General features: G+C 64.4%; 21 protein-coding genes and 1 pseudogene. 9 read left to right on the forward strand and 13 right to left on the reverse strand.

Translation table 11 applies throughout. The annotated features are described in order from the left end of the window. Positions 1–14: 14 nt before the first annotated feature. Positions 15–764 (reverse strand): hypothetical protein, encoded by a 750-nt coding sequence (locus GGD65_RS17965; RefSeq protein ID WP_183236099.1) that lies wholly within the window; start codon positions 762–764, stop codon positions 15–17. 293 nt (positions 765–1057) lie between these two features. Between GGD65_RS17965 and GGD65_RS17970 the strand changes: the two genes are divergently transcribed. Further along, positions 1058–2089 (forward strand): ABC transporter substrate-binding protein, encoded by a 1032-nt coding sequence (locus GGD65_RS17970; protein WP_183236100.1) that lies wholly within the window; start codon positions 1058–1060, stop codon positions 2087–2089. After that, positions 2086–4779 carry a hybrid sensor histidine kinase/response regulator gene (locus tag GGD65_RS17975; RefSeq protein WP_183236101.1) on the forward strand — a complete coding sequence of 898 codons (2694 nt, stop codon included), beginning with the start codon at positions 2086–2088 and terminating at the stop codon, positions 4777–4779. The genes GGD65_RS17970 and GGD65_RS17975 overlap by 4 nt, the downstream gene beginning before the upstream one ends. A 186-nt stretch (positions 4780–4965) precedes the next feature. On the opposite strand, the gene GGD65_RS17980 is transcribed toward GGD65_RS17975, so the two are convergent. Both GGD65_RS17980 and GGD65_RS17985 read right to left on the reverse strand, forming a co-directional pair. Continuing rightward, the gene (locus GGD65_RS17980; RefSeq protein ID WP_018315943.1) at positions 4966–5442 is read right to left on the reverse strand and encodes a hypothetical protein; all 477 of its coding nucleotides are present in this window, start codon (positions 5440–5442) and stop codon (positions 4966–4968) included. A 459-nt stretch (positions 5443–5901) separates the two neighbouring features. Next, a complete protein-coding gene (locus GGD65_RS17985) occupies positions 5902–6813 on the reverse strand; it encodes a LysR family transcriptional regulator (protein ID WP_018315942.1) in 912 nt (303 codons plus the stop codon). Positions 6814–6941: 128 nt separating this feature from the next. On the opposite strand from GGD65_RS17985, the gene GGD65_RS17990 reads away from it, so the two are divergent. Further along, positions 6942–7880, forward strand: a complete 939-nt coding sequence (locus tag GGD65_RS17990) for a ring-cleaving dioxygenase (RefSeq protein WP_183236102.1) — start codon at positions 6942–6944, stop codon at positions 7878–7880. Continuing rightward, positions 7877–8503 carry an alpha/beta hydrolase gene (locus GGD65_RS17995; RefSeq protein WP_183236103.1) on the forward strand — a complete coding sequence of 209 codons (627 nt, stop codon included), beginning with the start codon at positions 7877–7879 and terminating at the stop codon, positions 8501–8503. The genes GGD65_RS17990 and GGD65_RS17995 overlap by 4 nt, the downstream gene beginning before the upstream one ends. A 195-nt stretch (positions 8504–8698) precedes the next feature. Here the strand turns inward: GGD65_RS17995 and GGD65_RS18000 are convergent, their stop codons facing one another. Continuing rightward, positions 8699–9634 (reverse strand): LysR family transcriptional regulator, encoded by a 936-nt coding sequence (locus GGD65_RS18000; protein WP_183236104.1) that lies wholly within the window; start codon positions 9632–9634, stop codon positions 8699–8701. A 97-nt stretch (positions 9635–9731) separates the two neighbouring features. Between GGD65_RS18000 and GGD65_RS18005 the strand changes: the two genes are divergently transcribed. The 3 genes from GGD65_RS18005 to GGD65_RS18015 all read left to right on the forward strand — a co-directional run bounded on the left by GGD65_RS18005 (position 9732) and on the right by GGD65_RS18015 (position 11385). After that, positions 9732–10607, forward strand: a complete 876-nt coding sequence (locus GGD65_RS18005; protein WP_183236105.1) for an aldo/keto reductase family oxidoreductase — start codon at positions 9732–9734, stop codon at positions 10605–10607. Positions 10608–10955: 348 nt separating this feature from the next. Next, positions 10956–11114, forward strand: a complete 159-nt coding sequence (locus GGD65_RS18010) for a hypothetical protein (protein WP_183236106.1) — start codon at positions 10956–10958, stop codon at positions 11112–11114. 118 nt (positions 11115–11232) lie between these two features. Beyond that, entirely contained in the window at positions 11233–11385 is a 153-nt protein-coding gene (locus GGD65_RS18015; protein WP_018315939.1) for a hypothetical protein, read from the forward strand. A 148-nt stretch (positions 11386–11533) separates the two neighbouring features. On the opposite strand, the gene GGD65_RS18020 is transcribed toward GGD65_RS18015, so the two are convergent. Continuing rightward, positions 11534–12739, reverse strand: a complete 1206-nt coding sequence (locus tag GGD65_RS18020; RefSeq protein ID WP_183236107.1) for a calcium-binding protein — start codon at positions 12737–12739, stop codon at positions 11534–11536. A gap of 240 nt (positions 12740–12979) precedes the next feature. Continuing rightward, positions 12980–14182, reverse strand: a complete 1203-nt coding sequence (locus tag GGD65_RS18025) for a calcium-binding protein (protein ID WP_179737558.1) — start codon at positions 14180–14182, stop codon at positions 12980–12982. Between the two features lie 145 nt (positions 14183–14327). On the opposite strand from GGD65_RS18025, the gene GGD65_RS18030 reads away from it, so the two are divergent. After that, positions 14328–14654 (forward strand): hypothetical protein, encoded by a 327-nt coding sequence (locus GGD65_RS18030; RefSeq protein WP_183236108.1) that lies wholly within the window; start codon positions 14328–14330, stop codon positions 14652–14654. A gap of 100 nt (positions 14655–14754) precedes the next feature. On the opposite strand, the pseudogene GGD65_RS18035 reads toward GGD65_RS18030, so the two are convergent. From GGD65_RS18035 to GGD65_RS18060, 6 genes and pseudogenes are all read right to left on the reverse strand, one after another. After that, positions 14755–16244 (reverse strand): annotated as a pseudogene (locus GGD65_RS18035) (ABC transporter substrate-binding protein). A gap of 56 nt (positions 16245–16300) precedes the next feature. Beyond that, entirely contained in the window at positions 16301–17305 is a 1005-nt protein-coding gene (locus GGD65_RS18040) for an ABC transporter ATP-binding protein (protein WP_183236109.1), read from the reverse strand. After that, positions 17302–18315 (reverse strand): ABC transporter ATP-binding protein, encoded by a 1014-nt coding sequence (locus GGD65_RS18045; protein ID WP_183236110.1) that lies wholly within the window; start codon positions 18313–18315, stop codon positions 17302–17304. The genes GGD65_RS18040 and GGD65_RS18045 overlap by 4 nt, the downstream gene beginning before the upstream one ends. 2 nt (positions 18316–18317) lie before the next feature. Beyond that, entirely contained in the window at positions 18318–19211 is an 894-nt protein-coding gene (locus GGD65_RS18050; protein WP_183236111.1) for an ABC transporter permease, read from the reverse strand. Further along, on the reverse strand, positions 19208–20158 hold the full coding sequence (locus GGD65_RS18055; RefSeq protein WP_018315931.1) for an ABC transporter permease: 951 nt from the start codon (positions 20156–20158) through the stop codon (positions 19208–19210). Before GGD65_RS18055 ends, GGD65_RS18050 begins: the two co-directional genes overlap by 4 nt. Positions 20159–20242: 84 nt before the next feature. Beyond that, entirely contained in the window at positions 20243–21664 is a 1422-nt protein-coding gene (locus tag GGD65_RS18060) for an amidase (RefSeq protein ID WP_183236142.1), read from the reverse strand. Positions 21665–21790: 126 nt separating this feature from the next. Here GGD65_RS18060 and GGD65_RS18065 point away from each other — a divergent pair, with 126 nt between their 5' ends. Then, on the forward strand, positions 21791–22678 hold the full coding sequence (locus GGD65_RS18065; RefSeq protein ID WP_183236112.1) for a LysR family transcriptional regulator: 888 nt from the start codon (positions 21791–21793) through the stop codon (positions 22676–22678). A 133-nt stretch (positions 22679–22811) separates the two neighbouring features. On the opposite strand, the gene GGD65_RS18070 is transcribed toward GGD65_RS18065, so the two are convergent. Then, positions 22812–23318 (reverse strand): IS5 family transposase (locus GGD65_RS18070; protein WP_183236113.1); only part of this gene is annotated, 507 nt, incomplete at its 5' end.

Here is a 23318-nt window from a genome sequence, read left to right on the forward strand (position 1 = left end):
GTGCGATCCCGGCATCAGAACTGGCCGGGCGGCAGCTTGAAGATGTCGGGGCTCTTGGCGTCGGCCACGTAGAACAGCAGCAGGCTGGTCGGCGTCAGCACACGCTGGTTGTTCTCCTTGTTCTCGAACGTGCCCTGGAGCAGCAGGATGACCGAGCGATCCTTGGCGTCGCTGCCGCGGAACATCACGATGCCGCCGGCGACGGGCATGTTGACGGCGATGGAGTCCGGCTTGAAGCCCTCGCCCATGAAATGGGCGCGCAGGATGTTGGCGTTGGAGAACAGCTTCTCCGGCGTGATCGCGGCATCAGTCCCCTTCGACCAGACCGCGCCGACCTGGATCAGCGACTTCGACTTGTAGCCGAACACGTAGGAGAGCTCGGCGGTGCCGCCGTTCGGCAGCAACTCCGGAACGGACAGCAGAATGCTGTGCGTCAGCTCGGACGCGTTGTCCTGCGCCTTGATGGCGTCGGGCTTGGCGTTGAAATCCTTCGTCATCGCCGCGCGCACATCGGCCTCGTTCATGCCGAACTTGGCGGAGCGGAAACCATCGATCGCCTTGATCTTGTCGTCCGCGGCCGGTGTCTCGGCTGAATTCGCCCCGGCGGCGACGGACGTGCCGGCTGCAGCGGGAGCGCCGGCCGCGGCGGCCCTGGGTGCCGGCGCAGCCTTCTGCTTCGGTACGGCGCCCTGGGCCGCGAGCGGTCCGGCTGCAAGGGAGGTGAGCAGGCCGACGACGGCCGGAATGAGATAGATTTTGCGCATCGAGAACCTTCGAAACAACTTGAAACAACGCTTCAAAAATCGGCAGCTGCGAAATCACCTTCCGCGGACCGTCGTCGCAACCGAGACGGAAAATGTTGCAACGCGAAGGCGTTACAAGGCGTCACGAAGGAGACAACGCTCGAAACAGCGACTCTTTGGCAGCGTAGGAATACGGTATCGGGCTGCCAAACGCTGCGAATGAGCATTCATAAGCGCTTTTTTTCATCAATTGTGGATGCCGGCCGTTCGCGCTAAGCATCCGCTCCGGGGCAAGCCATCATGCAAAGAGTTTCATGACCGAACGGCCTTCCGCTCTCGCGGTCGATCGCCGCGGGTTCATTCGCCTTGCGGGCGCAACTGCCGCGGCATGGGTCGCGCTCGGCGCAACGTCGGATCGCGTGCGGATCGTCGCATCGTTGACCGCGTTGCCGCTCGACGACGAACTGACCCGGCGGAGCCTGATCGACAGCACGACCTCCCGCCTCGGTGGCCTCGTCGCCGGCTTGAGGCAGCGCGGCTGGGTCGAAGGCGTCAACTTCCGCCTCGAGCTCCGTTCGACCTTCGGCGGACCGGAGCGGCTGAAGGCCGCGATTCAGGAGTTGCTGGAGCTGAAGCCGGACGTGATCCTGACAGGGTCGACGGTCGAAACCGCTGCGGTCCTTGCCGCCACCAGGACCATCCCGATCGTCTTCGCGACCGCCAACGATCCCGTCGGCAATGGCTTCGTCGAAAGCCTTGCACATCCCGGCGGCAACGTCACCGGCTTCACCAACAGCACCGCCGAGATGGGCGGCAAATGGCTGCAGCTGATCCGTGAGGCCGTGCCCGACCTCGCGCGCGTCGGTATCCTGTTCAACCCGGCGACCACCCCTCGCGGCGGGCGTTTCTTCCTCGACTCGATCGAGCAAGAGGCGGCCGGGTCCGGAGTGACCGCAATCCCCGCCCCCGTCAACACGCCGACGGACATCGAGGAAGCCGTCAAGCGCTTCTCCGAGCCGCCCAAGGCGGCGTTGATTGCGCTGGTCGACAGCTTCCTGGTCGTCAACCGGAAGGCGGTCGTTGAGGCGGCCGCCAAGTATCGCGTGCCCACGGTCTATCCATTCCATTACTTCATGGACGCCGGCGGATTGATGAGCTACGGGCCGACGCTGGAAGTGCGCTCGGCCGACTATGTCGATCTCATCCTGCGCGGCACCAAGGCCGGCGACCTGCCGGTGCAATCGCCGCGGAAATACGAGCTGCTGATTAACCGCACGGTCGCCCGCACGCTGGGATTGACCATACCATTCACACTGCTCGCGCGCGCCGACGAGATCCGCGAGTGAACGAAACGGTCGACCAGGGACATTTGCGAACGCCTCCCGGCCGGCTGTTCCGCAAATATCTCTACTCGATCGTCGCCCTCGCCTTTGCCGCTCTCGCCATCAACACCGGCTTCGACGTCTGGTTCTCCTATCGCGAGCAGAAGCAGCTTCTGGCGGCGACCCAGCGCGAGCAGGCGGCGTCCGCGGCGATTCAGATCGGCCAATTCATCGGCCAGATCGAAAACCAGATCAGATGGCTCTCGCGCCTGCCGCCGGAGCTGTCGACCAATGAAGACGAGCGCCTGAACGCCATCCGTCTCCTGCGCCTCTCTCCGGCGATCGCGGAAATCGCCGAGCTCGACTCGCACGGGCTTGAACAGATGCGCGTGTCCCGCCGTGTGGCGGACAGGATCGGCAGTAAAGCCGACCTCTCCGCCTCGCCCGCCTTTCGCGGTGCCAATGAAAGCCGTGCCTATTACGGGCCGGTCTACTTCTTCGGCGACACCGAACCCTTCATGACGCTCGCCACCCGCGGAACTGGCCGCAATCCCAATGTGATCGTCGCCGAGGTCAATCTGCGTTTCATCTGGGACCTCGTCGCCGGGATCAGGGTCGGCAACACCGGCAAGGCCTACGTGGTGGACCGCACGGGAGTCCTGATCGCGCATCCCGATTTGTGGCGGGCCCTGCAGCGCAGCGATCTCTCCGGCTATGCCGACGTCCGCGCCGCACTCGACGGCGTGGGGCCGCCCTCCGGCGGCCTGGTCAAGGAGGACCTGTCCGGTCAGCGCGTGCTGTCGACCTATGCAACGGTCCCCTCGCTCGGCCTGCTGGTGTTCGTCGAGCTGCCGCTCAGCGAAGCCTATGCGCCGATCTACGCGTCGATTGGCCGTTCCACCTTTCTCCTCGTCGTCCTGCTGGCCGGTGCGGTGCTGGTCTCTCTCTTTCTCAGCCGCCGCATGACGGGGCCGATCCAGCTCCTGACGCAGGGCGCACGGCGGATCGGGAGCGGCGATCTCGGCCTACGGCTCGCGATCAAGACCGGTGACGAGCTGGAAGCGCTCGGCGACCAGTTCGACCGGATGGCCGCGCAGCTGCGCTATTCCTACGCGACGCTGGAGCGCAAGGTGATCGAGCGCACCTCCGAGCTGGAGAAAGCGCGCGATCAGGCCCTCGCCGAGCACGATGCCGCCGAACGCGCGCGCAGCGCGGCCGTGGCGGCCAATGAGACCAAATCGCGCTTCCTCGCCGTCGTCAGCCACGAACTGCGCACGCCGCTGAACGGCGTCATGGGCGTGCTGCAGCTGCTCGACGACGGCAAACTGGGCGAGGCGCAGCGGCGCCACCTCACGACCGCGGCCGCATCGGGTGAGACGCTGATCGCGCTGGTCGATGCCATCCTGGAATATGCGCGCCTGGAGGCCAGCGCCGAAACCCTGGAGCCGCGTAATTTCCACCTCGACCAGCTGATCGAAACGGCCGCCGACCTGATGCGGCCCCAGGCCTTCGGCAAGGGACTGACCTTCGACCTTGCCTGCGATGCCTCGGTCAGGACCTCGGTGCACGGCGATCCCGTGCGGCTCAATCGCATCCTGCTTAATTTGATCGGCAACGCCATCAAGTTCACGCCGTCAGGCGCGATCGCCGTCAACGCAGCCGCCGAGCGCCGTGACGGTCATGTCCTGCTGCGCGTTACCGTTCGCGACACCGGCATCGGCATCGCCCCCGACATGCATGAGCGGATTTTTGAGGATTTCGTCCAGGCGGACGACAGCATTGCGCGGCGGTTCGGCGGCACCGGCCTCGGACTTGCAATCGCGCGGCGCCTCAGCCGTTTGATGCGCGGCGAGCTGACGGTGGAGAGCACGCCGGGCGCAGGCAGCACGTTCACACTTGAAGTAACGCTCGATCCGGCCGCCAGCGGCATCGCCCAAGGTGCAGTACAGCCGCCATCGCGACGGCTTCGCGTGCTGCTGGTCGACGACGACCCCGTCAATTGCGAGGTCGGCGAAGCCATGCTGAACCGGCTCGGCCATCATGCCACGATCGCCAGAAACGGCGCCTCGGCCATAGAGCTTGCCCGCGATCAGGCGTTCGACGTCATCCTGATGGACCTGCACATGCCCGACATGGACGGCGTGGAGGCGGCGTCGCGGATCGGCAAGCTCGGCCTGCCGAGAATGCCGCGCATCATCGCCGTCACCGCCGACGTGTCCTCCAGCGCGCGCGAACGGCTCGCCGAGGCAGGTATTGTCCAACTCGTCAGCAAGCCGATCCTGATCAACGCGCTGCGCGAGGCGATCGAGGACGACCCGGAGGTGGAGCCGGCCGCGGCGCAACTCGCTGCAGGTGCGTTGATCGACCGGCACTATCTCGACGACCAGAAAGAGCTACTCGGCGCAGCGCAAATTACAAAGCTCCACCACTTGCTGGAGGAGACCAGCGAAAACCTGATCGACGACATCACCAAGGCTGCCGAGACCGGCGACCACAAACAGCTCGCCCGACACGCCCATCAGCTCGGCAGCGCCGCTGGCGCGCTCGGCCTTGTTCGCCTGTTCGAGCGCTGCCGCGAGGTCGAGCTGGCGGCGCCCTCGATGTCTCCACGCGAGTGCCAGAGCGCCGCGCGCGAGCTCGCCGAACTTCAACGGGCATCCATGCAGGCGCTGGATGATCTACTTCAACCTACCGAGCAGCGATCGGTCAGCTAGATTTGCTCAGAACGGAGCTCCCAAGCGTTCTCTCCTACGGGACCCAGTCAGCTGGCCAAGCGGGAACATCAATCTCACGACTCGAGCCGGCTCTTCAGCAGGTCGCCCGGCCAGCGATGTGTTTCCGACCGGGCCAACTTGCCACCCAGGGGATCAACTACCTTTGTGCGGGACCTGTTAGCATCGTCACGAACCGGACGTTTTAACGACCAGCTTTATGTTTAGCAGGTTGACGCCCTTGAACGGGTTCGGCGCGCTTTCGATCGTTCCCGTACCCGTGGCGTTCGCATAGGCACCTGTGCCCGACAAGATTGTGTATTCGCCCGTTGATTTGCCGTCCTTGGCCGAACCGGTGTAGCGCGCGGTAATCGAGCCTTCCTCGAACGTGTACGTGCTGTAGCCGAAGAAGGGCCCCGATCCTTTGAGCAAGTCCGAAGTATTGACGAACTCTTTCACTCCGATACGGCCATCGGTGAAGACAGCGACCCCAAAGAATTTCCCAGACACAACCGTCTGTCCTTCGACGTTTGCGGCCTCTATGACCTTGAGGTCGATCGGCTTCGTGATCAGCTTGAACTCGAGCACCCGCTCACCGGCTACGGCTGTTGACGCCGCAACGGCCAATGCCACGCCAGAAAGGAAAAAGGTGAGAGACTTCCGCATAGCTTCCTCCTGCGCTTGTTGAAATCAAGTCGAGAAGTGTGAGCTACTCATCGTGCCCGGCTCTTCGCGGTGGCACGGAAGAGAGCCCTCGGAACGCCCTGACAGCGGCTGAACTCTCTCTGTCCTGAGGCGCGAAGTCGGGACGCTAATATGAGTCCGAGGCACGGGAAGAAAGTTCAACTTTTCGGTCTGGTATAATCGTATCCAGCCACTGCGCGACTCACAGCAAAGGCACAATCATCATGGCCTTTGCTGGTCGCCGGACTTCATCCAATCGTTCGCGGGAGAGCAATTCCGAGGAATCACTGTCAGCAACATTGACAATAGGAGCACCCTTGCCGCTCACCCTTTCAAAGGCAAATCCCCTGAGTGTCCGCCGTGTAGCTCGCCTTCTTGACTCATCGCGATAGATCGCTGCGAGCCGTTGCCCGGGCAGAGCCATGGCTTCGCGACCCAGCCTCAGCCCGCCTGCGCGCCGGCTTCTTCATCGCGCCCAAACCGCTCGACGAGAAAGTCGATGAACAGCCGCACCTTCACCGACAAATGCCGCGTCGGCGGATAGACCGCATAGAGCGCGAGCGGCGGCGCAAAATAGTCTTGCAGGACGGCGCGCAGCTTGCCTGTCCGCAACGCGTCAGCGGCGATGAACTCCGGCAGCAGCGCGAGCCCCCTGCCCTTGATCGCGACGTCGCGCAGCACCTCGGCATTGTTGACGCAGAGCGACCAGGCCGGCTGGATCCAGTGATCGCCATCCGCGCCGGTAAGCTTCCACTGATTGCCGGTGAGCAGGAAGCCGTATGTCAGCGAGGCGTGCTCGCGCAGATCCTGCGGGTGCTTTGGCGTGCCGTGACGTGCGAGATAATCCGGCGAAGCGCAGATCATGCGCGCCACCGGCGTGATTTTCCGCGCGATCAGGCTCGACGATTCCAGTTCCGCGATCCGCAAGGTCACGTCAAAACCGTCCTGGACGGGATCGAGCAGATCGTCGCTGAGCACGATCTGGAGCTGAAGCTCGCCATAGCGCGCCATGAAATCGGCCAGCACCGGCCCGAGCCGCATCGTGCCGAACGACATCGGCGCGTTGACGCGGAGCAGGCCGCGCGGCGCCGACTGGGCCTGCGTCACCGCCTGGTCGGCGGCCTCGATCTCCGAGAGGATGACGAGTGCGCGCTCGAAATAGCGCTGGCCGTTCTCGGTCGGGCTGGCATGCCGCGTGGTCCGGTTCAGGAGCTGCACGCCGAGGCTCTCCTCTAAGTCGGCGACATATTTGCTGATCGCCGAGCGCGACAGCCGCAACTGCCGCCCCGCTTCGGCAAAACTGCCGCTTTCGACCACTTTCACGAACGCGCGGAGGCTGGCGACCTTATCCAAAGGCCGGCCCCGGTGATTGTTTCCATATCGTAGACATAGCCGTCATATTTGCATGGATTGTCTCCAATACAAAGCGGAACGATATTTCCGGCCAGAGCAAGACGCTCCCCGAACTCTGGAGGACGAAAATGTCTGGACTGCACCATGTGACCGCGATTGCCGGCGACCCCATCAGGAATTTCCGCTTCTACACGCGGGATCTCGGCCTGCGCTTCGTCAAGAAGACGGTCAATTTCGACGATCCCGGCACCTATCACTTCTACTACGGCGACGAGACCGGCCGCCCCGGCACCATTCTGACCTTCTTTCCGTGGGCGGGCGTTTCGGCCGGGCGACGCGGCGTCGGCGAGACCCATCAGACCGCCTTCCGCGTGCCGCAGCGCTCGCTCGGCTACTGGACCCAGCGCTTCACCGAGAAGGGCATCGCGTATGAGGCGCTGGAGAAGCGCTTCGGCGAATCCGTGCTGCCGTTCACCGATCCCGATGGCATGGCGCTCGCGCTGGTCGGCGTGCCGGGTGCGGAGAACGAGCCCGGCTGGAGCAATGGCGACGTGCCGGCCGAGCACGCGATCCGCGGTTTCCATGGCGTGACCTTGCTGCTCGACAGCGCGGCGAAGACGGCAGCCGTCCTCACCGACGTGTTCGGCTTCAAGGAGACCGGCCGTGAAGGCTCGGTGATCCGCTTCAAGGCGCCTGGCGATGTCGAGGGCAGCGTCGTCGACATCTACGAGGCCAAGGGCTTCCTGCGCGGGCATCAGGGCGGCGGCTCGGTGCATCACATCGCGTTCCGCGCGGCTGACGATGCCGAGCAGGGCAAGATGGCGCAAAGGCTCGTGAGCAATCACAGCCTGCATCCGACCGAGCAAAGGGATCGCAATTACTTCCGCTCGATCTACTTCCGCGAGCCCGGCGGCGTGCTGTTCGAGATTGCGACCGACATCCCCGGCTTCGCCGTCGACGAACCTGTCGCGACGCTGGGGAAAGACCTCAAGCTGCCTGCTTTCCTCGAAGCACAGCGCAAGCAGATCGAAGGCGTTCTGCCGAATCTGGAAGAGACCGTGTCATGACCGAGACTGAATTCATCCATCGCTTCGAGCCCGCGGCCAGCGCGGGCTCCCCTCCGCTGCTGCTGCTGCACGGCACCGGCGGCGACGAGAACGACCTGCTCGGGCTCGGCAAGATGATCTGGCCGGGGTCAGCCCTGCTCTCGCCGCGTGGCCGCGTGCTCGAGCACGGCATGCCGCGCTTCTTCCGCCGCCTCGCCGAAGGTGTGTTCGACGAGGACGACGTCCGCCGCCGCGCGAACGAGCTCGGCGACTTCGTCAACGAGGCTCGGCAGCGCTACGGCATCGCCGCGCCGGTCGCGGTCGGCTTCTCCAACGGCGCCAACATCGCAGCCGCGCTGTTGCTGCTGAAGCCGGAGGTGCTGGCCGGCGCGATCCTGCTGCGCGCGATGGTGCCGCTGTCGGATCCGCCCACGGCCGATCTTGCCGGCAAGCCGGTCCTGCTGCTGTCCGGGCAGGCCGATCCGATCGTGCCGGCCGGCAATTCGGCCAAGCTTGCGGCCCTGCTTTCGCAAGCAGGCGCAAGCGTGACCCATAGGGTCGTGCCGGCGGGCCATCAATTGTCGCAAGCCGATTTGACACTCGCCCGCGACTGGATCGGCAACGTCCACGCCAGGGCAGCATGACCTAACTAGCGGCGCATCGTTTCCAAACGGTGCGCCGCCGCCTTCGCTCGAACCGCCCGTCGTGGGTCGCACCCATACGGCCTTGATCGCGCCGAAGGGATGCTCGACTGTCTCACGTCGCGTCCGCATGGAGTGGAATCGAGCAGTCTCTCAACTCTCAAGAAGCGAGCGTCTCGCTACTAGCAAACGTATTGCCTACGCGGTGGGCGTCGCGCCGAGCGCTGAGTGCGATGGTACACCCCTTACGAAGTCTATGAATGCGCGCAACGGCGCCGGCACGAGACGTCTGCCAGGATAGTATAGAAAGGGACCCGAAAAGCTTTGCCACCAGGGTTCGAGGACCGGCTCGAGCTGACCACTGGCGAGATGGGGACGAAGCCAGTCCTCGAAGAGGGTGACAATGCCGGTACCGGCGATGGCGGCGGCAACGGCGAGATCTGTCGCCGCCCCGACGCTGACCAGCAGCGGCCCTTTGGGTTCGACGCGAACCATTTCGCCCTCCCGTTCAAACTCCCACGGAGCCACCATCGCGCCGGACGAAAGACGACTGCCAAGGCAAGCGTGGTTGACAAGCTCGCGAGGATGATTGGGCCGGCCGTAGCGATCCAGATAGTTTGGAGAGGCAGCGGTTGCAAAGCGCTGAACGGGAGGACCGATTGGAATCGCCATCATGTCCTGCTCCAGGCGCTCGTCGTACCGGATGCCAGCATCACAACCAGCGGCCAGAACGTCGATAAAGTTATTCTCCGCAATCACTTCAAGCCGGATGTCAGGATAAGCGGCGAGAAAGGGCGGCGCGATGGTGGGCAGCACGAGGCGTGCCGCACTGACCGGTACGTTCAGACGCAGCGTACCTGCTGGCCTGTTGCGGGAGCTGTTGACAACATCGACGGCAGCTTCCACCTCGGCGAATGCTGGCCCGAGCCGCTCGAGGAGACGTTGACCTACCTCAGTGGGCACCACGGTTCGCGTCGTCCGGTTCAACAATCTGACGCCGAGTTGCGCTTCCAGCCTGGTTACCGCCTCGCTGAGTCCTGACGCACTCGCCCCGCTCGACCGAGCTCCGTCCCGAAAGCCTGCAGCCCGCGCGACGGTCACAAAAGCGTTCAGTTCTCCCAGATCGACTTTCACTGTTCGTTTCTCCGAACAACCCGTTCGGATTGTACCCGGTTATCGAGCGCGCGGGCAACGTCTACCTACCGGCCATTGGTTCTTATGGAGATGACCTATGCCCAACACCGCCCTAACTGCCAGCTTTGACCTCGGAGACCGCCGCGTGAAGCGGCTTGGCTACGGTGCCATGCAGCTTGCTGGCCCGCACGTGTTCGGTCCGCCCAGGGATCGCACCGCCGCATTGGCTGTGCTGCGAGCGGCCATCGCGTCCGGCGTGAACCATATCGACACAGCCGACTTCTACGGCCCACATGTCACAAACCAGTTGATCCGTGAGGCGCTGCACCCCTACCCCAGGGATCTCGTTATCGATACCAAAATCGGGGCTCGGCGTGGCGCGGACGCCTCATGGAATCCGGCCTTCTCGCGCGAAGAGCTCACCCAGGCGGTCCACGACAATCTGAAAAATCTCGGGGTCGACGCACTCGATGTCGTCAACTTTCGCGTCATGATCGACCGCCATGGCCCCGCCGAAGGCTCGATCGAAGCCCCGCTGAACGTCTTGGCCGATCTCCAACGTCAGGGCCTGATAAGGCATATTGGGCTGAGCAACGTGACCGCGACGCAGGTCGCGGAAGGACGCAAGATTTGCAAGATCGTCTGCGTTCAGAACCAATACAATCTGGCCCACAGGTCTGACGACTCCTTGATCGACGACCTTGCCCGGGACGGCACTGCCTACGTGCCGTTCTTCCCGCTCGGCGGGTTCACCCCCCTGCAATCGTCTACTCTAACCGATGTCGCCGCTCGCCTCGGCGCAACGCCCATGCAGGTCGCGCTTGCTTGGCTCCTTCGTCGCTCACCTAACATCCTGCTTATCCCCGGCACTTCGTCCGTCGCGCATCTGCGCGAGAATCTCGCCGCGGCCGAACTCGATTTGCCGGATGATGCGATCGATAAGCTGAATGGCCTTGCCGGGAGCCCCGGTTGAGGCGGTTTCCGGGCGCAGCATGGTGACAGTGCTGCCTCGTGCCAAATTGGGCCGACAGTATGAAAATGGAAACGCTCAAGGACATCGGACGTCGCCATGCCCTCAAGACCCTGGCCGGCGCCGAGGTTGGGGGTATGGCGCTGCGGCGGTTGGCGCAGCCGCTGCAGCCGGTGCTTACGGCTACTACAACTCCCGCTGCGACTATGACAGCTACGGACAGTATATTTGTCCGGGGCAGTATACTTACCGGTATTTGATCAGCCAAAGTTTAGGTCGGCGGTTCGAAGCCGCCGTACTCATGCCTCGGCCAGGGCGCCGCTTCGTCAGCGGCCATCGTGAGTTTGTAAGATGGCCAAGATGCCCACCCGTGGCGGCGTCTACAATCTGAGACTGGGACCTGAGTTGCAGCTTTTGCAGCAGCCGCTTCCGCTGTTTGCCAACTTGATCAGCTCTTCCGCCGATCTGAACCGCAATGGTGCGCTGAACCCGGGGAGCAACAGCCGATAATGCTCCTTCCGTCACCGTGAGACTGTTCACTTTTGGCCACAGCCGCCATTGCTGATGCAATTCGCTTATGCGCAGCAAGCGCGGGACGAACCGATCATAATTCGATAGAAACGGTCATATGACCGACCAAACTGCTGACGTCCAGGCTGCTATGCAGTATTTGACCTGGGCACTGGAAAAGATCGAAACGGTGGGCAACCAGAAAGCAGCCCACCACGCCCGTATAGCCTTAGAGGCGCTGCGCAAGGGTTCAGCTGATAAGACTGAATAATCAGCTTCGGCCTGGCACAGCAAGCCCGCTTCGGGTCAGAAGCGGTCGTCCAAGCGCCGAAGTGGTAGCGCTGCTGGGCGGCCAAGATGCAACCCGAGTCTCGCCCCGCCGCAGGCGGGGCGAGATCGTTGCTTCCAGAGCAACTCGCTCAGATGAGGAAGTCGGTCTGGTGCAGGCTCGCCGCGTGGACGCCGTCGAGCGTGATGCTGTCGCTCGCCGACAGATGAATCACGGCGTCGCCGGCGGCATTGTCGCTGATCAGGCTCGACAGCGCCGTCCAGTCCGCAAACCCGTAATCGTGCACATTGATCAGGTCGTGCTCGGTCACCGTGCTGCCGACCGCCTTGTTGCCCTGATCGAAATCGGTGATCAGGTCATTGCCGGAGCCGGTGTTGAAGACGAAGGTGTCGCTGTTTCCGCCGCCGGAAAGCTGGTCATCGCCGGTGCCGCCGTTGAGAATATCCCTGCCGCCGGTGATCGAGCCCGGCGTCGCGGGGGCATAGTTCGCGGCATCACCATAGAGGTGATCGTTGGTTGCTCCGCCGGTGAGAATATCGTTACCGCCTTGGGCATTGCCGGACATGGTCCGCGCATCGCCGAAGAGCTCCGGGTTCGTATAATGGAGGCTGTCGATGCCATCGAACTCGATTGTGAGAATATCATCTCCCCCTTGGGCATTGTCGGTCAGCGAGGTCGCCGAATCTCCGTAGCCGAATCCAGCGGTCCAGACGACGTCGGTGCCGAAGGTGAAGGTGATGTTGTCGTTGCCACCATGCGCATCGCCGCCGATGGCGCCGATGGAATCGCCGCTAGCTGTCGCAAAGCCCTGCATGGTGTTCACAGTGATGTCGAGCGTGTCATTGCCGCCCTGCGCTGTGCCGCTCATGGAACCGCCGGCATCGCCGGCGTACACATGGTCGTAGCTTCGCCAGCCCACCGCGCTCGTGATGGTGTCACTGCCGCCGTGCGAATTGCCCGACATGTCGCCGGCGACATCACCGAAAACATGCACGTCGGTGTAAAGCGAATCGGCCCCGACACTGATCGTGTCGTTGCCGCCCCTGGCGTCGTCGGTCATTGCCCGGGCGTCGCCGACCACGAGGAAGGCATTCCAGCCGTAGCTCCCGGTAACGGTCAGGGTGTCGTTGCCGCCGCGGGAGTGGCCATGCAACGTCGTGTCGTCCTCGCCGAAGATCGTGACGTCAACTTCCGGCTGGGTGACGGTGACCGTCACGGTGTCGTTGCCGCCCCAGGCATCCGTGGTGGTCGGAAAATTCGGATCACCGTAGAGGGTTTCGATCTGACCAAACTGGTCGAGCAGGACGTCGATGGTGTCGTTCGGCAGATATTGCATGGCGTAACTCCCATTTCATTGTCGGAAGCGGGGCTCATGTCGCTGGAATTTTTGCGCGACGTGCTGTGACCACGCTTCACGGAGACGAATTTAGTTCTGGTCGATGGCGGAGGTTTGCTGGAATTCGGGACAGAGTTTGATGGCGACGGGTTCGTTGCGCCGTGCGGCGAAACTCGTCATTGCGCAGCCGCGATGGCGCTCCGCGTCGCGGGGCGACACCGCCGCTCTTGCTCTGCGCCTTCAGATGATGAAGTCGGTTGGATGCAGGTTCGCCGTGTGAACCCCGTCCAGCGTGATTGAATCATTGGCGGAAAGATGGATCACGGCATCGCCGGCGGAGTTGTCGCTGATCAGTTTCGACAGCGCCGTCCAGTCTGCAAAGCCGTAGTCCTGCACGTCGACCAGATCCTGTTCCACCGCGGTGCTGCCGACGGCCTTGTTGCCCTGACCGAAGTCGACGATCGTGTCGTTGCCCGAGCCGGTGTTGAAGACGAACAAGTCGCTGTTTCCCCCGCCCCACATCCGGTCGTCGCCAGCCCCGCCGTTCAGCGTGTCGACGCCGCCGGTGATCGAGCCTGGTGTCGCCGGTTCGTAGATTCGCGCGTCGCCATACATGAAATCTCGGCCCGCGCCGCCGTTGAGGACGTCGTTGCCGCCATGGGAATTGCCCACCATGGTCGGCGCATCGCCGTACATCTGCGCGCCGGCTTCCGCATACTGGCCGTCGAGCTTGACGGTGAGCACATCGTCGCCGCCTTGGGCGAAGTCCATCAGGGTTTCAGCCGAATCCCCGAACAAGGCTCCGCTCGAGATGGGGCTGCCACCGTTCAAGGTGACGGTCAGGTTGTCGTTGCCGCCCTGCGCGAGCCCCCTCAGGGAACCGATGGCGTCTCCGCTGACGGTCGCCCCGCCATCCGTCGTGAGCACGCTGACATCGAGTGTGTCGTTGCCGCCATGCGTGGTGTCCATCATGGAACCGCCGGCATCGCCGGCGAACAGATTGGCGCCGCCGCGCCACGCGATTGAGCCGGTGATGTCGTCATGGCCGCCCTGCGCATTGCCCGACATGTCGCCGGCGACATCCCCGAACGCCGAGATCGTCGTGTAGATGGTGCGGCCGGCATCCGCGACGATGGTGTCGTTGCCGCCCTTGGCATCATCGATCATCGACTGGGTATCGCCAATCACGACGGCGGTGTCCCAGCCGCCGTCGATGTCGGCGATCAGTGTGTCGTTTCCGCCTTGGGAATGACCAAGCAACATCGTGTGGTCGTCACCGAAGATCGTGAGTTTTGCATTGAGCGCGGCGACACTGGCGGTCACGGTGTCGTTGCCGCCCACGACGTCGGTGGATGCCGGAAAGCCGGGGTCTCCATACACGGTCGCGATTTGGCCAAATTGGTCAAGCGTGACGTCGTAGGTGTCGTTCGGCAGATGCTGCATGGCGTAACTCCCATTTTCATTGTCGGAAGCTGACCTGACGCCTGCAGAGCTTTCTTTTTTGCAAGACGCGTTGTTGACCACGCTTCACCGGGAGCGAATCTACCTTTGGTAGATGGCAGAGATTTGCAGGAATTCGGGAGAGAGTTTGATCGCGCGCATGGAACCGCGGCTGCGTCGTGCGGATCGTCACCTCAGATTGCGCATCCGTGAAGGTTTGATGACCTGCTGGCAAAAGCAGCCGAGCGAACGCCGGCGCATCTGCTTGCGACTCCACCAGGCGGCATCGGCATCTTCACGGCGTGCCTCGCCCGACAGCGGCCCGAACCACGAGACCGCGATGATGGAATATTGCCGGTGTTTTGCCCGACGGGTCAATATTCCGGCGTATCGACCATTGAACGACGCAACGCACAAGCCATTGCGACGCAACGTGCAAGCCATTGAAATGACTATGCCCGGCTACTGTGCATGAGGTTGTTTTTCCGTTTTTTGTTTGGACGCGCCAAACGAATGGCCTCTCCCCGATGGGAGAGGCCAAGATTGACGCGATACGCTCGACTTGATGGAGGGCCCTACTCCCAGGACCATGTCGAGAAATCATTCTCGTACTGCGGGACGTCCTTCCAGACGCCCTTCAGCTTCTTGGCTGTAATGGTGATCAGCTGCGGCTGATAGAGGTAGGCGGAGACGGCGTCGGTGGCCAGCATGCGCTGGGCGTCGCCGAGCAGCTTGGCGCGAGCGGCCTCCTCGGGCGTCGACACGATCTGCTTGTAGAGTGCGTTGAACTTCTCGTTGTTGTAGCCGAGGTAGTAATCCGGCTCGGTGATCTTGACGAGATCGAACGGTTCGACATGGCTGACGATGGTGAGGTCGAAATTGTGCGGACCGTTGCCGGCGAACACCTGCGACAGCCATTGCGCCCATTCGACGTTCTCGATCTTGGCGACGATGCCGACCTTGGCGAGCTGGGCCGCGGCGATCTCGCCGCCCTGCCGCGCATAGGACGGCGGCGGCAGCTTGAGCGACAATTCGAGCGGCGTGGTGACGCCGGCTTCAGTGAGCAGCTTCTTGGCCTTCTCGGGGTCGTAGGGATTGATGCCGGTGGTGTCGACATAGCCGAGCGCCCCCGGCACATAGAAGCTACCGATCGGCGTGCCGAAGCCGTCGACGGCGCCGTCGATCATGGCCTTGCGGTCGATCGCGGCGAGGATGGCGCGGCGGACGCGGACGTCGTCCAGCGGCTTCTTGCGATGGTTGATCGCGACGATGGTCTTGGCCCTGGAGCCGCCGACCAGCACCGTGAAACGCGGATCGGCTTTGAACTGGGCCAGGGCGCGCGCCGCGGCGACGCGCGGGAACGCATCGACGTCGCCCGACAGCAGCGCCGCCACCTGCGCGGCCGGATCGGAGATGAAGCGGATCGTGAAAGCTTGATCGCCGAGGCGTTGCGATAATCGGCCCACTTATTCAGCGTGATCGAGGAGCCTTTGGCCCAGGCGCCGAGCTGATAGGGCCCGGTGCCGACCGGCTGCGTCACGTTGGTCGGCGCGCTCTTCGGCTCGACGATCGAGCCGCCCGCCTGGCCGAGCAAGAACGGCAGGTTCGGCTCGGAATATTTCACCGTGATCACGATGGTGTCGGCGTCGGGCGCCTCGACCTTCTCGAAGGCCTGGTACAGGCTCTTGTCCTTGTTGGTGCTGGTCGGCGCGGCGTTGCGCTCGAACGAGAACTTCACCGCGGCGGAATCGAATGCCTCGCCGTTATGGAATTTGACGCCCTTGCGCAGCTTGAACGTATAGGTCTTCAGGTCCGGCGAAGCGGTCCAGCTCTCCGCCAGCAAGGGCGAAACGGAGCCGTCCTCGTTGATCTTGGTCAGGGTCTCGTAGATGTTGTAGAGCGTGACCTCGGCGATCGCGGCGGCGGCGGCGTTGGTCGGATCGAGCCCCGGCGGCTCCAGCGCCATGGCCATGACGACGCTGTCCTTCTTGCTCTGCGCCAGCACCGGCAGAGGCGCCGCGACCAGCGCGGCGGCAAATGCGACGATGGATAGTTTCCTGAACATCTCGTAACTCCCCGGCCTGCTGTCTTCGTGAGCCTACGCCAATCCTGCTCCGGACACTAACCTTCCATGGCCGCCTGCGGCAACGCCATCACGGCCTCGGCCTTGTGGCAGGCGGCAAGGTGCCCCTCGCCCACCTTGCGTAACGCAGGCAGGGCCTCGCGGCAATGCTGGTCGGCGAGCGGACAGCGCGCGACATAGGGACATCCGGCCGCCGCCGCCGATTGCGAGGCGATCGCCTGGCCACCGCGCCGCCGCCGGCCGCCGCCGGCGCGGGCCCGCGGCACCGCCTCCAGCAGCGCCCGCGTATAGGGATGGGCGCAATGCTCGAACAGGTCGTCGGGCCGACCCTGCTCGACGATCCGGCCGAGATACATCACCGCGACCTCGTCGCAGAGATAGTCGACGACAGCGAGGTCATGGCTGATCAGGATGTAGCTCAGCCCGAACTGCTCCTGCAGATCCTGCATCAGGTTCAGCACCTGCGCCTGCACGGAGACGTCGAGCGCGGAGACCGGCTCGTCGGCGACAATCAGCTTCGGCTGGGTGATCAGCGCGCGCGCAATGGCGATGCGCTGGCGCTGGCCGCCGGAGAATTCGTGCGGATATTTCTCCATGTCGGCATCGCGCAAGCCGACCTGGCGCAGCACTGCGGCGACGCGCGCACGAAAAGTGGTGCGGTCGGCGTCTTCCAGCACGGTGAGCGGCTCGGCGACGATGCGGGCTATGGTCTGGCGCGGATCGAGCGAGCCGTAAGGATCCTGGAACACCATCTGAAAATCGCGCCGCGCGCGGCGCAGTTCGTCGGCCGAGATGCGATTGAGATCGCGGCCGAGCAGCGCGACCTGGCCCGACGTCGGCCGCTCCAACGCCATCACCAGCCGCGCGAAGGTCGACTTGCCCGAGCCGGACTCGCCGACGACGCCGAGGCTCTTGCCGGCGGCAACCTGCACGCTGACGCCATTGAGCGCGCGCACCTGGCCCGGCGGGCGAAACAGGCTCTCCCGCGGCAGGGCGTAGCGCTGCTCGAGATCCTTCACGTCGAGAAGGGGCGCAGCGATCATGCGGACAGCGCTCCGACGTTTTCAGCCATGGAGATATCCGTCCTGATGCAACGCACGACGTGCCGGGGTCCGACGTCGACCATCGGCGGAAGCGCGGCGCGGCATTGATCGATCACGAGCGGACATCGGTCGGAGAACGTGCACCCCGCCGCCAGATCCGCAAGCTCCGGCACGGTGCCCGATATCGTCTTCAGCCGCGTCCCCTTGCGCGCGCCGAGCTTCGGCCGGGCGCGGAACAGGCCTTGCGTATAGGGATGCCCCATCCGGCGGAATACCTCGTCGGTCGGCCCGCTCTCGACGACGGTGCCGCCATACATCACCATCATGCGCTGCACGTTCTCGGCGATGACACCGAGATCGTGCGAGATCAGGATCATCGACATGCCGCGCTCCTCGACGAGATCGGCGATGAGGTCGAGGATCTGGCCCTGGATGGTGACGTCGAGCGCGGTGGTCGGCTCGTCCGCGATCAAGAGATCAGGCTCGCAGGCGAGCGCCATGGCGATGGTGATGCGTTGGCGCTGGCCGCCGGAAAACTGGTGCGGATAGGCGTCGACCCGCCGCGTCGGATCGGGCAGTCCGACGCGGTCGAGCAAGGCGATGGCTTCTTTGCGCGCCTGCGCCGCCGAGTGCTTCTTGTGACGTCGCAGCGGCTCGGCCACCTGATGCCCGATCGTGTGCATCGGATTGAGCGCGGTCATCGGCTCCTGGAAGATCATGCTGATCCGGTTGCCGCGCAGGCGGCAGTAATCGGCATCCGATAAGCCCGCGAGCTCGTTGCCGTCGAGCTTGATGCTGCCGGTGACGCGTGCGCTATCAGGCAGCAGGCCCATCAGCGACATCGCGGTGATCGACTTGCCGCAGCCGGACTCGCCGACCAGCCCGAGCGTCTCGCCGCGCTTCAGGGAGAAGCTGACGCCGCGCACGGCCTGTGCCGGCCCGCGGCTAGTGTTGAGGCGGACACCGAGATTGTCGACCTCGATCAGCGGCATGGTGGAGCGCTCGCCCATCGTCATCGCTCCCGTGCCAGTCGGGGATCGAGCAGGTCGCGCAATCCGTCACCGAGAAGATTGAGGCCCAGCACCGCGATCGCGATCGCAGCGCCCGGATAGACCGCGAGCATCGGCGACTGGAACAGCAGCGTCTGCGCATCGTTCAGCATCCGTCCCCAGGACGGCTGTGGCGGCTGCGTGCCGAGACCGAGATAGGACAAAGCGGCTTCAGCCAGGATAGCGAGCGCGAACTGGATGGTGACCTGCACGATCAGGATCGACAGAATATTCGGCAGGACATGCTCGATGGTGATGCGGAAGGCGCCCTTGCCTGCGGCGCGCGCGGCCAGCACGAATTCGCGCGCCCAGATCGCGTTGGCGGAGCCGCGCGTCAGCCGGGTCAGCGTCGGGATCTGGAAGATGCCGATCGCGACGATCGAGGTGACCATCCCCGGCCCCACCACCGCGGCGAGCATGATCGCGGACAGCACCGCCGGAAAGGCGAAGGTGAAGTCGGAGAAGCGCATGATGATCTCTTCGGTCCAGCCGCGCCGGGCCGAGGCGATCAGGCCGAGCGTGACCCCGAAGGTGAGACCGATGCTGACGGCGATGACGCCGACCATGATGGTGGCGCGGGCGCCGGCGAGCAGCAGCGAGACGATGTCGCGGCCGAAGGAATCGGTGCCGAGCCAGTGCGCCGCCGATGGCGGCCGCAGCTTCGAGGCGATGTCGATCTCGTAAGGAGACCATGGCGTCCACACTAGCGAAAGCAGCGCCGAGGCGAGCACCAGAAGGCTTAGCGAACCGCCGAGCACGAAGCTGCGATGGCGCAGCGCGCGGCCCCAGAAGGTCTTGGCCGGTACGCGGCGCGCCGCGACCGGCGCGTCAACCGGAGTGGTCAGGGGCGCGCTCACAGGTCGTGGACCTTGATGCGGGGATCGATGAAGGCATAGAGCACGTCGACCACGAAGTTGACGATGACGACCATGGTCGCCAGCAGCATCACGCAATTGCGCACCACGATCAGGTCGCGGTTGGCGATCGACTGGAAGATCAGGCGGCCAAGGCCCGGCAGATAGAACACGTTCTCGATCACGATGGTGCCGGCGAGCAGGTTGGCGAATTGCAGCCCCATCACCGTCATGACGGGGATCATGGCATTGCGCAGCACGTGGCTCCACAACACCTCGCGCTTGCCGAGCCCCTTCGCGCGCGCCGTTCGAACAAAATCCTCGCGCAGCACTTCCAGCACGGCCGAGCGCGTGACGCGCGCAAGGATCGCAGCCTGCACCACCGCGAGCGAGATCGCCGGCAGCAGCAGCGACTTGACGCCGAGCCAGATGCCATCCTCCCAGCCGGAAAATCCCCCTGCCGAGAGCCATTGCAGCCGCACCGCGAACAGGAGCACCAAGAGGATCGCAAACCAGAAATTCGGCAGCGCGATGCCAACCTGCGTCAGCGACATCACGCCGACGTCGCCGAGCTTGTTGTGATTGGCGGCGGTATAGATGCCGGCCGAGAGTGCCAGCGTCACCGTGATCGTCATGGCCATGATCGCGAGCGGAATGGTCAGCACCAGCCGCTCCGCGATCAGGCTGGCGACCGGCGTGCCGTAGACATAGGAGTTGCCGAGATCGCCGACGAGGAGGCCTTTGATCCATTGCAAATAGCGAACCGCCAGCGGCTGGTCGAGCCCGAGCTTGACGGTGAGCGCGCGGACCGCGTCCGGCGAGGCATCCGCGCCCATCAGCATCTGCGCGGCGTTGCCGGGAAGCGCGTCCAGCACCAGGAAAATGATCAGGGATGCGCCGACCAGGGTCGCCAGCAAGGTTAACAGACGTCGGAGAACAAATACGCTCATGCGCGCTCGGCTTCAGGGCTCAGCTGCGGCACGATCAACATGTCCGGACGCCGGAGGCAAGCCCTTTGCAGCATGCCCATCTCCTCAAGCCGGCCAGCGGGACAGAAGGTCGTGCGAGGCTTCGAACAGCGCGCTGACGCGCAGCAATTCCGCATCGGCGCGGAAGCGGCCGACGAGCTGAAGCCCGATCGGCAGGCCGTCGCGGCCGAAGCCAGAGGGCAGGCTGAGGGCGGGATGGCCCGTCATGTTGAACGGCATGGTCCAAGGGAACCAGTGCGGCCGGACGCTGTCGAAATGCGCTCCGTCGATCTCGATGGAGCCGAACAAATCCTGCTTGATCGGCAGCGCGGTGCGCGTGAGCGTCGGCATCGCCAGGAAGTGTCCGCGCGCAAGCAGCGATTGCACGCGGCGGAACAGCGCGGTACGCGCGAACATCGCCTCCTGATAGTCGACGCCGCTGACCTCGGTCGCAAGCGCGAGCTGCTTGAGGAAGGCCTCGCTCAGCTCGTCCTTGTGGTCGGCTGCGAGTTTTGCAAAGCGCGTGCGCCAGACCGTGTGGTTGATGGCGCGCCAGATCGGCTCGATGTCGAAACCATCGCCGGAAAATTCCTCGAGCTCGGCGCCGAGCCCCGCCAGCCGGTCGAGGCTCGCCTTGAAGCTGGCTGCGACCTCGGCGGACACCGGACGGCCCGGCGGTGTCAGGCAGTACAGGATCCGCTGCCCGCGCAGATCGCCGCGAGGGGCGGCCGTTCCGATGAAATCGGGCACAGGGACGCCGATCGACCAGGGGTCGCAAGCATCCTCGCCTGCCATCGCCTGCATCATCAGCGCGGTGTCGGCGACGGTGCGGGTGGTCGGCGTGACGTAGGTCTGGTTGCCGAACGCATCGAGCGCCTGACTATGGGGGATGACTCCGTTGCTCTGCTTTAAGCCCACCACGCCGTTGCAGGCGGCGGGAATTCGCGTCGAGCCGCCGCCGTCGGTCGCGATCGCGAGCGGCGCGATGCCGCTGGCGACGGCGACGGCCGCGCCGCCGCTGGAGCCGCCGGAAGACCGGCACCGATCCCACGCATTGCGGGTGCGGCCGAACAAAGGTGAATCGGTCAGGCACTTGCTGCCGAATTCCGGCGTCGTGGTCTTGCCGATCAGGATCGCGCCTTCGGCGCGCAGCCGCGCCACCGCGACGGCATCCTCGTTCGGCACATTGTCCTTGTAGGGAACGGCGCCGAAGGTGGTCTTGACGCCCTTGGTGTTGACGATGTCCTTGACGGTGACGGGGATGCCGTGGAGCAGGCCGAGCGGCTCGCCGGCCATCATTTTGCGCTCGGCGACGCGCGCCTGCGCCATCGCCTCGTCGCCGCAGAGCGTGATGAAGCAGTTCAACTCGGGCTGGAGCGCCTCGGCGCGCGCGAGCACGGCACTGACGATCTCGACGGGCGAAATCCGCTTTTCGGCGATGAGGCCGCGCAGCTCGGTTGCGGACAGGAGACAGGGATCGCCGTTCATCGTCGTCACATCACGCTCCGAGGCGGGCCGCCGTTGGCCCAAAGCATTGACAGCGAGAATGACAGTTTTGTTAACTCGCCGTCCAATACGATTTTGATGGCCAACCCATACGTTTTCGGTATGCCAATGGATCTTCGCCGCCTCCGCTATTTCGTCGCCGTCGCCGAGACACGCAGCGTCGGCAAGGCCGCCGAGCGGCTGCGGATGGCTCAGCCTCCGCTGTCCGTCCAGATCCGCAAGCTCGAGGCCGAGATCGGCGCGCCGCTGTTCCGCCGAGGCACCCGCGGCATGGACCTGACCGAGGCAGGCCTGGCGCTGCTGGCGCGTGCGAGCGAAGCTCTGGCGCTGGCCGTCGACGGCGCCGAAGCTGCGCGCGCGGTCGCCGCCGGCAAGCGCGGGCGGCTCTCGGTCGGCTACATGTTCGTCCTGGCGAATGCGATGCTGCCGCGGCTCATCCCTGAGCTGCGCCGCTCCATTCCCGGCGTCGATCTCGACTTCGCCGAGCTCAGCGCATCGACGCGCGAGGCCAGGCTGCTTGACCGCAATGTCACGGTTGCGCTGTGCATGCCGGCCATCAACCATCCCGAGATCCAGGTAGCTCGGATCGGTGCGCAGCCCTTCATGCTGGCAATGCCGATCCGCTCGCCGCTCGCACGTCTCGGCGCCGTGCCGATGGCGCGGTTGCAGGGCCGTCCGCTGATCGCGTTGCCGCCTCCGGAGCAAGATCCTGCCTCCTCCGCGGTCGCAGCCCTGCTGCGACGACATCAGATCGTGATGCCGATCGCGAGCCGTGTGGAGACGGTGCATTCGGCCATGAGCCTGGTTCTCGCCGGCGAAGGTCTTGCGATCGTGCCGGCCTGCGCCCAGCTCGGCGCGCCACGCGGCATCGTGTTCAGGCCGCTGCGCGATGCCGCCGATTCCATCGACATCGCGGTGTGCTGGCGGAGGGATTCCCAGAGCCCGCTGATCTCAAGGTTCATAAAATGCTCCGAGAAGGCCGTTGCGCGGATGTGACTCGGTGCCTTCCCCTCTCCCCTTGTGGGCCTGTTGCGCTACGGCCTTTTGAGGCAGGAGACGTAAGGAGAGAGGGCTGTGTTGACGCCGATCGTCAGGCCGAGATCTGTAGTTGGCGCCCTTGGCGGGCGTCTCAGGCGGCGATCGCAGCCCACCGCCTCATGTTGAACGCGATGGCGGCAAGCAGGACTTGCCCGCTTGCCTTGGCGAGACCGACGTAGCGAATGCAGGTAAGCCGCATCCGGCGTTTGAGGGTGGCAAAGGTGGTCTCCACCGTTGCTCGTCGTCGTGCGATGAGGAGATTGTAGCGTTTGAGCCTTGGCGGCAGTTCCGGGTGATGCCTGTTGGGACGACGGGCGATGCGGGGCTTTTTGCCTTCCGCCTTCAGCCGGGCTCGTCTGGCATGGGTGTCGTAGGCCGCATCGGCCCACACCGCGGCTTCGTCGCCGCGGATTAGCTCATCAGCCGGCGTTGTATCGTTGACATTGGCAGGCGTGGTCAACACCGCGCGGATCAGGCCGGACCCCTCGTCGACCCCCACATGCGCCTTGTAACCGAAGGTCGAGCCGCTCTTGCCCTGCCGCTTGGTGAAGCGGGCGTCGGGATCGTTTGAGGGACGATCCTCCCTCGGAGGAGCTGA

It is taken from the genome of Bradyrhizobium sp. CIR18, from assembly GCF_014198295.1.
GTDB lineage: Bacteria > Pseudomonadota > Alphaproteobacteria > Rhizobiales > Xanthobacteraceae > Bradyrhizobium.

Coding starts and splice junctions, on each gene's coding strand:
- GGD65_RS17965 (WP_183236099.1), bottom strand. CDS start 764: ATGCGCAAAATCTATCTCATTCCGGCCGTCGTCGGCCTGCTCACCTCC.
- GGD65_RS17970 (WP_183236100.1), top strand. CDS start 1,058: ATGACCGAACGGCCTTCCGCTCTCGCGGTCGATCGCCGCGGGTTCATT.
- GGD65_RS17980 (WP_018315943.1), bottom strand. CDS start 5,442: ATGCGGAAGTCTCTCACCTTTTTCCTTTCTGGCGTGGCATTGGCCGTT.
- GGD65_RS17990 (WP_183236102.1), top strand. CDS start 6,942: ATGTCTGGACTGCACCATGTGACCGCGATTGCCGGCGACCCCATCAGG.
- GGD65_RS17995 (WP_183236103.1), top strand. CDS start 7,877: ATGACCGAGACTGAATTCATCCATCGCTTCGAGCCCGCGGCCAGCGCG.
- GGD65_RS18005 (WP_183236105.1), top strand. CDS start 9,732: ATGCCCAACACCGCCCTAACTGCCAGCTTTGACCTCGGAGACCGCCGC.
- GGD65_RS18010 (WP_183236106.1), top strand. CDS start 10,956: ATGGCCAAGATGCCCACCCGTGGCGGCGTCTACAATCTGAGACTGGGA.
- GGD65_RS18015 (WP_018315939.1), top strand. CDS start 11,233: ATGACCGACCAAACTGCTGACGTCCAGGCTGCTATGCAGTATTTGACC.
- GGD65_RS18020 (WP_183236107.1), bottom strand. CDS start 12,739: ATGCAATATCTGCCGAACGACACCATCGACGTCCTGCTCGACCAGTTT.
- GGD65_RS18025 (WP_179737558.1), bottom strand. CDS start 14,182: ATGCAGCATCTGCCGAACGACACCTACGACGTCACGCTTGACCAATTT.
- GGD65_RS18040 (WP_183236109.1), bottom strand. CDS start 17,305: ATGATCGCTGCGCCCCTTCTCGACGTGAAGGATCTCGAGCAGCGCTAC.
- GGD65_RS18045 (WP_183236110.1), bottom strand. CDS start 18,315: ATGGGCGAGCGCTCCACCATGCCGCTGATCGAGGTCGACAATCTCGGT.
- GGD65_RS18055 (WP_018315931.1), bottom strand. CDS start 20,158: ATGAGCGTATTTGTTCTCCGACGTCTGTTAACCTTGCTGGCGACCCTG.
- GGD65_RS18060 (WP_183236142.1), bottom strand. CDS start 21,664: ATGAACGGCGATCCCTGTCTCCTGTCCGCAACCGAGCTGCGCGGCCTC.
- GGD65_RS18065 (WP_183236112.1), top strand. CDS start 21,791: ATGGATCTTCGCCGCCTCCGCTATTTCGTCGCCGTCGCCGAGACACGC.